The organism is Methanosarcina sp. 1.H.A.2.2, assembly GCF_000979975.1.
Lineage (GTDB): Archaea > Halobacteriota > Methanosarcinia > Methanosarcinales > Methanosarcinaceae > Methanosarcina.
The window spans coordinates 22,709-31,300 of sequence record NZ_JJQL01000058.1 but is presented as its reverse complement, the minus strand read 5'-3'; the positions used below and the strand labels follow the sequence as shown (position 1 = coordinate 31,300).

6 protein-coding genes are annotated in these 8,592 nt (G+C 40.5%); 2 read left to right on the top strand and 4 right to left on the bottom strand.

Features of this window, described 5'->3' with window-relative positions; translation table 11 throughout:
- Positions 1-83 precede the first annotated feature (83 nt).
- The 4 genes from EO93_RS17950 to EO93_RS08660 all read right to left on the bottom strand — a co-directional run bounded on the left by EO93_RS17950 (position 84) and on the right by EO93_RS08660 (position 5,033).
- Positions 84-497: a hypothetical protein gene (locus EO93_RS17950; RefSeq protein ID WP_048162066.1), complete on the bottom strand. Its 414-nt coding sequence runs from the start codon at positions 495-497 to the stop codon at positions 84-86.
- Between the two features lie 20 nt (positions 498-517).
- Positions 518-1,849: a nucleoid-associated protein gene (locus EO93_RS08670; protein ID WP_048162064.1), complete on the bottom strand. Its 1,332-nt coding sequence runs from the start codon at positions 1,847-1,849 to the stop codon at positions 518-520.
- A gap of 945 nt (positions 1,850-2,794) precedes the next feature.
- A complete protein-coding gene (locus EO93_RS08665) occupies positions 2,795-3,550 on the bottom strand; it encodes a PaeR7I family type II restriction endonuclease (protein ID WP_235284166.1) in 756 nt (251 codons plus the stop codon).
- A gap of 124 nt (positions 3,551-3,674) precedes the next feature.
- Positions 3,675-5,033: an Eco57I restriction-modification methylase domain-containing protein gene (locus tag EO93_RS08660; protein WP_048162063.1), complete on the bottom strand. Its 1,359-nt coding sequence runs from the start codon at positions 5,031-5,033 to the stop codon at positions 3,675-3,677.
- 292 nt (positions 5,034-5,325) lie between these two features.
- Here EO93_RS08660 and EO93_RS18455 point away from each other — a divergent pair, with 292 nt between their 5' ends.
- Positions 5,326-5,460, top strand: a complete 135-nt coding sequence (locus EO93_RS18455) for a hypothetical protein (RefSeq protein ID WP_255350208.1) — start codon at positions 5,326-5,328, stop codon at positions 5,458-5,460.
- A 392-nt stretch (positions 5,461-5,852) separates the two neighbouring features.
- On the top strand, positions 5,853-8,582 hold the full coding sequence (locus EO93_RS08650) for a type II/IV secretion system ATPase subunit (protein ID WP_048162060.1): 2,730 nt from the start codon (positions 5,853-5,855) through the stop codon (positions 8,580-8,582).
- The last annotated feature ends 10 nt before the right edge of the window (positions 8,583-8,592 follow it).

The following is an 8,592-nucleotide window of genomic DNA, read 5'->3' as shown; positions in this document are numbered from 1 at the left end:
CATGAAAATAAGATCAACTGGAAGTTTACGAGAAAAGTTGCTGATGAGAAAATGTCTAAATATTATGCACCATAATTAAGTTTCTAAGACACTAGTTCACTCAGATTGTTACTGAGAAACTTCAATAAAGCGTTTGAAAAAAAATAAAGAAATTGATTACAATTGGGTACTTCATCGAACTCATTTGAAATTAATTTAGTTTTGTCTATTGAAAAATCAAAAAGAAGTGTAGAGATTCCTTCAGTATATTTACGAAATTCTTCGAGTTTTTCGTCACTTATATCTTCGTTTATATCTAGTACGGTGAAATCACCCAAACGAAAAACACATTTTAATGCATCACCATACTCTTTTTTGAAAGAGGAAATTAGATCCATGTTTAGTGCTATAGCTTTATCTCGATTAAAATTAGAATCGTAGTAACTAATGTAGCCTAATTCTTCATGATCTTCCCATACTTTCTGCGAGATACCCAATGATTTACCTAATGCTAACAAAGGTTCTACCGAAATGGCGTTTATTTAAGTACCTCCTTCCATTCTTTAGTGTGAATCACAACACAATAATAATCTGGATTTTCCTTGTTGGGAAAAGGTGTAACAGATTTAATAACTTTGTCTTTTTTATCTCTCTCGATTGTGATTTTCAAGCCGCCGTCTCCACTAAATATCGCTTTATTGGTAAATTTTTCAGCAACTTTTTTGTCAATTTCTATCTCACAATCGGGTAAATTTCTAAAAAGTTCTTGCTCTACTTTCTGTTTATACTCTTTCGGTATCGATAGCGAACTTACAAACGTGTCAATATTAAAACGTTCATTTTTAAGAGCAACTTGAACTGCCTGTTCCAGATATTCAACTTTATCTGGATCCAACTTTGGCCGTACTTCGTTACAAGCAATATATAATCCCTTAATTAGGCTTTTGGTTAAATTAATCGAATCAAACGCTGGTTCAGCACCAAGGAAGATTCTAAAAAAGAAATTAGCTACTTCATCGCCTGATACCTGTCTATCGAGTACCAACAGATCATAATCAAGGCGTGGTTCGAGTTGTTGAATGAAAGCGCATTTCTGAAGTTTTTCCCTTGTAGTGGGCATCGCTTCTGTATCGGTATCGTAGGTAATATACTGAAAACCTTGAGAATCTTTTTTAATTTTGCGAGTGAAGACTTTTGATGCTTCTATATTTAATAATGCCAAGTAATGTGAGTTATCATTTTTAGCCTCATCTCGATAAAGACACACTATCAGATCACACGGATTGATACGTCTATCATTTTCAATTATAGAGTGTAATTTTTCAGCCAGTTTACGCGATCCTTCTACAAAATTAAGGCGATCTCGATATACATTTAGTTCGCCATTTTCATGATTTAGTATAAATTTGTTATCTTTACTAACATTGTCTATTATTAGACCAGCTTGCGTTTTATCGGAGTTGAGAATTAATGAAAGAGAGTTGTTTGAGGAAGTTGCCTCTAGTTTCTCGCCACCGTTTACTTTGCAAATTTCATTAGGTTTTATCCAATCTATATTATAATTTTGCTTCATAAAGTCTATGAATTTTCCAGTATCGTTTCCTGGAATTTCATCCCAGTTAAATAGATATTGTTCTTGCAGCATAGCCCTGCAAATTCCTGATGTTAATTCTGAACTTATTGCTTCAAACTTGGCAACTTTAGTTGCCGAGTCCTTCAGTGATTTTTGGATATGATCGATGAAGTACTTAATTAGTTTATCTTCATTCAAAGGATCAGTACGTTGTGATAGTACAAGCCCACCATCTTCCTTTCGGTTCAAAGTGTGTGCAATAACTTGCTCTAACACAACACTTGTTACGTTTCTCATATATTCCTAACTAACTTATCCAAGTATTAATGTTTCGTTTTTTATCACTTTAATGCTTCTATCCCACTTTCCGCAGAAGTCCACAAAAATGCCGCCGATTTTCTCAATATGGCAGTAGTTTATCCTACATTCGGCAGCAAGCACATTCTAACATTTAAATATCCTTGGTTGTTATTTTTTGTAGTTTCAGTTAAAAATCAGTGTCATGAGGACTATATGTCTAATCCTATTTGTCATTTCGCTCATTTTAATATAAATATATATTAATGAAGTCATGGTTAACATTTAGTAATTTTTAATTTAAATTGAATTTTAAAAGTTCTGAAAAAAACGATATCAATAGAAAAATTGAATGGATTTTTATGTCGACCTGCCGAAAGCAGGGTTTATAAACGAATCTCACATTTAATGAATAATAGTGGGCAAATCGGCAAATAAATTCTACATCTGTGTACATCTGCGGAATGTCTGTTCTATCATATTCATTTAATGCTGTTTTAACAATGCATATTTCTGTAATTACTCTTTATTAAATTTATTGTATCCTCTTCAAATTGTGTGGGTAAAAGTAAATTTCACATATTTGCTGAAAATTTAAGAATTTCTCCAAGTTTGAAAAACATGCTCAAACGGCACAGTCAACTTCACAACTGTACGATAAAATTTTTGCATATTTTTATGATTGAAAAATTTTCCTTCGAATTTGAAGAGGATACATAGAGATTGACTTCCTACTCACATGAGGAGTAGTTCAAAAATAGGCTCTTCGTTGTTTTGTGTGGATATACTCATAAAAACCAACCGCGGTCTTGAATTGAAAATCATCTTATCCACAGGGAATGACGAAGAGCCCAAAAAGTTGTGGTGCAAAAAATCTAGCTTTCTATAAAATAAGTGTAAATCTTCACAACTAGGAAAGTTAGTCAATCTCATCACCGGGAAAAATCACATATTATAATAGCCATTTACGTGAGCCAATAATGATATCAAAAATCGTTTTGCAGAAAGTAAATCATGAGGTTCATTATAATTTTTAGCGCAATTTTTCAGATCCATGCTTGCTGTGAGGAAACAAGATGTCGTATACAACCTTTCACGAACTAAACGAAGACAAAATTCACGATATCTATCATTATAAGATGCATTCTTAAATTCAGGGAATACTTTAAAATGAGGTTCTGAAACTTTTACCGGAGATCTCGATCTTTCGCAATCTTCGAGGAGAACTAAATATCCCAACCAAGGCGTACTTGAATTCAAATAAGCACCTTCTCGAAAAGCTGTCCAAAGGTCGTGTGCCGACCCCATAGCTTCTTCTGTTCGATTGTTAAAATTGTTTCCAAAAGAAGGTCCAATTTGAGATTTAAGCTCAATTACAGCTACTAGTTCATTCTGATTATTTTTTCGTTTAATTACAAGTAGATCCCATTTTTTTTCAGAGCGATAATAACCTGGGAGTTCAAGTTTTGAGTTAAGATATATATCAGATCTGGGTGTGCCAATTTTTTGGAGTAATCCGGATATTAGCTCAATAAATCCATCCATTTGCTTTCCCCCTGTAACGGAACTTCTGCTACCCTGGTCTACTCCGCCTCTTGCCTGTTGTTGGATACTTTGAGAATTTCTTGTATTCCAAAAAAAGAGCACAGCTTCAGAGAATAAATTACTGCTGGAGATCTCTTCAATTAATTTTTCATCCAAAACAATCACCTTTTATCCTAAACTTCAATTTTCCTAAGAACTTTTCCAAAAAACGATTAGTAGCCATTTAATAGTACATTCGCTCTATTTCAAAACTAATGCTGTTTCTTCCTTAATTACTCTTTCAATAGGCGTCATTACATTCACCTTTTTCGGTGTTCAAAAAACCCGGGATAGGAATACATTTAAGAACGCTGCTCTGAAGTCTCAGGAAATCGTTTGCTGCTCGCTGGCAGTGGGCTTCAATCCATGAGCTAACTTCCTCAGAGTTAAGGTAATCACAAAGTTGCCTGATTTGAGCAGAATTTTTTGGGATGATGTAGTAAACTGAGTGTTTTGGGACTATTCTGCCCTCCCAATCTATCCAAAAGTGTGCCTTAGCCGTGATATCCTTGCACAAAATTTTAGGTTTTAAAATATCATTGAGCGGAGGATTCTCATGGAATGCATACCAGGGCTTTCGGGCCACACAGGTGCGGCTGTTGAGCTTTTCAAAATTTTCCGGCTCAGTGAGGTAGCTTATCAGCGGGTTAAGTTGGCTCTCCGGCAATAGCTTCCCGTTTTCGTTGTAAGGAATCAGCATCGAATACAAGGTGCTTGGCATATCCTCCGCCACAAGTTCCCTTCCTGATATGGTTGGATATGCGAATTTTTGAAGTTCCGGGCTTAATTCCCTCGTTTTCCTGACAAAAACTGAGTCTGCGCCCGTGGCAACTCCGCAACTTACCCGAAGCGTAATATCTTCCAGAATTACTGTTTTCTTCTGCTGACCTACACCATTGATTATCGGAAGCCACGACACGCCTGTCGTAGGCAATTTCACTTCTTTAACCATTCCGTCCCGGAAAATTATCCTCGTGTTTGCGTTCCTTTGATGGTCATCCACAACGGTGATTGTAGGATATGTCGTCAAATTGTCGAAAGTCCCCTCACTTATCATCTGAATTTCAATGACTTGCTTTCTCCCAAGCAACTCCCTAAGCTTTGATGCAGTGGCGACGTATATGAACTTTTCCGGGGTGATGAAAACCAGCCTGCCACCGTTGTTAAGGCTCCGCAAAGATTGCTCAAAGAAAAGAATGTAAAGGTCAAAGCGTCCTTGTGCCGTCTTGAACAGACTTCTATACTCGGTCTTCTCGTCCTCCGAAAGCCCCGTAATAGGGACGTAAGGAGGATTGCAGATGACGTAGTCATAGCGCTCCGTAGTGCTTAATAAAAAATCCTGATGCCTGATATCAACCGACGGGTATTTCTCGAACTTTCTGATAGCTTCCTGTATGTGCTTTGGGTTCGATTCGACACCCACGATACACGGTAGAGGCTTGTGATATTTCGAACACCAGCGGATGACGCCCTCGATGAAAGCGCCTGTTCCACACCCTGGGTCAAGAATCTTGTCTCCCTTTCTTGGTAGAGATTGATCGAACAATTTTGCCACCATTGAGTCTACAATTTTTTCAGGAGTCAGAACAAATCCTTTCATACCTTTCCTCGATTTTTACTCTACGCCAGTGATAGCTTAATAAAATATAACATTATAGGTTCTGGGATATCTGTTTGAATTTCATCAACTGTCATATATCTAACCTTTTCTAAGAGTTTGTACTTGATTTATTCTTCCTCTACATCGGTGTATGGATAATTACAGCATTGTTGTCATGTATTGCAAAGTTACTATTGGGCCTAATGGGAGCCTTTTTGAAGGAAAATAACATCAAGAATTGTCACTTTCCCCCCTCCCGCACAAGCCGGGTGGGGAAGCGGGCAATTCAAGCTTGCGTCCTTCTGAACTTTTCACAGCCGAACCCTATGAAGCTCAGAGGATCATTACCCTGAACCGCACTCCCGACATCAGTCTTGAAGGCACTGAAACTCTGATGGAATCCTTTGCAGCAAAACAAGTGACATAGAACATCGGTGCGTATAAACACAAAACCGAATTAAATACGCATTAAAAGCACTCATTTTCAAGTCTTGTTTTCACTTTTAGTTCTTTCTTTTGACGAGCCGCCAGACAAGCTGGCGGAGGCATCCTATAAATTGTGGATCAAAATACAGCTTCTCGGAGTAAGGGAAGTTTTTCTCAGACAGGAGAGAATTTGAATGTCCATATTTTGTATTCCCACGTCTCTTAAATGCGATAATAGTAAATGAACCAGTTTTTAAAGGGATGTGATTTTTATATTTATTACCAAACATCACCCTAAAAAAGTACGGAGGGTTATTAATAGAAAAAGTTTAATACATTTGAAGATAAATTTCAAAGTGGTGAGGGGAAATGGGGGTTTGAATTCTGGACATAATGCTAAAACTTCAGGATGCTGCCAGCAGCCTGCAGGACGCTGTAAACAGCCTTAATCAGGGCCTGCTTCAAGGAAAAAATAAAGAGGAAGAGGAAATCTGCCCGCACAGGATAAAGCAGACGAAAAATCGGAAAACAATTGTAATCAACTGCAAGGAATGTGAGGCCGGGTCTTCACTTAATGATTCGTACTGCAGGAAAAACATCTTCGGCATCCTCCAAAAAGAAATTCATGCAGACTGTTTTGTACTCTCAAGGCTCTATGAACGGGACTACGAAGGGAAATCCCTGGCTTTACTTTATGCTCTGGCAGGTTTCAAGGGAACAATTGCAGCATACAGGAGCGCTGAAGTTGTTCCTGAGGCATGCGACCGGTCCGAAAAAAAGGGGTGCAGCCTTGAGAGAAAAGAGATAATTTCTGCCCTTGCCGAAACCGTGGAAACTGACCCATTAAAAGCCCGGCTGGAATTGAAAAAGATTATTCATGGAAAAATGGCTGGCAGAGTTCCGGATGCAACTCCTGTCTGCCTTGCATGCTCTGAGTGTTTCTACAGCGTCCTGAATGAAATCGAAGAGAAAATGTCTGGCTTTCCTGAAGTTCCTGTCCTCAAAAAGTCCGGTTATTGTCTGGAAGCAGGCTGGTTAGAAAATACGGAAGAAAAGGTAAACCGTTCAGAAGAAAAGGCATGGAAAAAATTAAAGGTAACAATTGGAGGAAATGCAGGAAAGAAAACCGGAAGCCTGATAGAAGACATTTCGGGAGAAGTAACCCCTGCTTCTTTATCCGGAAAAATTCCGTTCTCATTTCCCGGCACTGGAAAGAAAAACGAGAATAAAAAACCGGAGAATAAAAGACAAGAGATCAAAAGACCAGAAAACAAAAGACCAGAAAACAAAAGACCAGAAAACAAAAAACAAGATGAAGATTTTTTTGACTACGAAAGCAGGATCAAATCTCACGTCAGACCGCCTTTTTCCAGTTCGAGAATTTACACCGAGGCACCTGAAAATACCGAATTTCTCGAATGTTATGACATAAACGGCAGGGAAGGAAGAAACCTTGAGGTCTCTATTTACCGCTACACCGACAGGCCGGAAAAGCTGTACATGATCAGACCTCCCGAGTACAACTTGAGGCAGGAGGAACTCAGGCTGCTTGAGACCGTCAGAAAAAGGATGATCCGGCACAGGCCAAAAGATCTTGCTTTTGCAGACCCGACCGGAGCCAGGGAGTACTTCAAACGCATGGCAAAAGACCTGCTGGGCGAAGAACTGCTGGAAAGCGGGAAAGCCTGCAGTCCGGATGAACTTGAAAGCTATGCCGACCTCCTTGCAAGGTACACGAACGGGCTCGGGATCGTAGAAGACCTCCTTTCCGATGCCGGGATAACAGACGTATACATCAATGCCCCTGCCGATACGAACCCTGTGCACGTTGTGATGGATGGAGAAGAATGTACAAGCAACGTCTTTCTCTCGCAGGACGATCTTGACTCTCTGGTTTCAAGGTTCAGGACCATTAGCGGCAGACCCTTTGGGGAAGCTGTCCCGGTGCTTGAGCTTAACCTTGAAGCTTTCGGGGTAAGAGTATCCGTAATCGGAGACCCGCTAAGTTCAAACGGGCTTGCATACGCCTTCCGAAAACACTCCCTCACACCCTGGACCCTGCCGAAACTGATCAATACGGGCTCTATTTCTCCTTTTGCAGCCGGGTTTTTAAGTTTCCTTATGGACGGGCAGGCTTCGGTCCTTGTTGCCGGAGAGGTGGGAGCCGGAAAAACATCTCTCCTCTCGGCAATGCTGCTTGAAATTCCCCAGAAATACAGGATCCTTACAATCGAAGACACCCACGAACTCCCGACAGAACAGCTCCAGGACCTGGGCTGGAAGGTGCAGGGGATGAGTTCCCACTCATCAGTCCTGAAGTCCGGAGCGGAAATGAGCCCTGAAACCGCACTTCGGGCTGCCCTGAGGCTTGGGAGTTCTTCTCTGGTGCTGGGAGAGGTCAGGGGGCCTGAAGTTAAAGTGCTCTACGAAGCCATGCAGGTAGGAAATGCCGGAAATTCCGTTATCGGGACCATCCACGGCTCATCCGTTGAAAACGTATACGAGAGAGTCGTACACACCCTTGGAGTCCCTCCTGCTTCTTTCAAGGCAACCGACGCGGTAATAATATGCTCAGGCATCAGGCCAGGAGGGAGCATGAAAAAGATAAAACGGGTGAGCCGGATTGCAGAAGTGACCGGTACATCGATAGAAGACCCCGAACCTTCCGAGCTCTTTACCGACATCATGCATTATGATGCATCTCAGGACTGCCTGCTTGCAGGAAAGGTGCTTGAACAGGGACAGTCCGAACTTATAGGAAAGATTGCCCGGAAATGGGGAATTTCCATTGACAGTGCCCTGAAAAATATCGAACTCAGGACACGGATAAAAGAAAGGATTGCAGCTGAAGGGGTTCGCAGTCCATTCCTGCTTGAAGCCGAAGCCGTAAGCGAGGCAAACAATATGTTCTGGCTGCTTTCGGATTCCATCAAGACAGGTAACAGAGGATTTGAAACAGGTCCCGAATCTATCTCAGGAGCCGATCTTGAAGAGCTTTACAGGCAGTGGGAAACCTGGTTTGAAAATTTTTCCCGTGTACGGGCCGGAAAAGGAAAACAACCATCTGAGGAAAAACAACGATCAGAAGAAAAACAGCTGCCAGAAGTAAAAATAACTGTCTGAGGTCAGGAAA

Bases quoted from the DNA above. Each gene is read 5' to 3' on its own strand.
- EO93_RS08670 (WP_048162064.1), bottom strand. From the start codon at position 1,849: ATGAGAAACGTAACAAGTGTTGTGTTAGAGCAAGTTATTGCACACACT.
- EO93_RS08660 (WP_048162063.1), bottom strand. From the start codon at position 5,033: ATGAAAGGATTTGTTCTGACTCCTGAAAAAATTGTAGACTCAATGGTG.
- EO93_RS08650 (WP_048162060.1), top strand. From the start codon at position 5,853: ATGCTAAAACTTCAGGATGCTGCCAGCAGCCTGCAGGACGCTGTAAAC.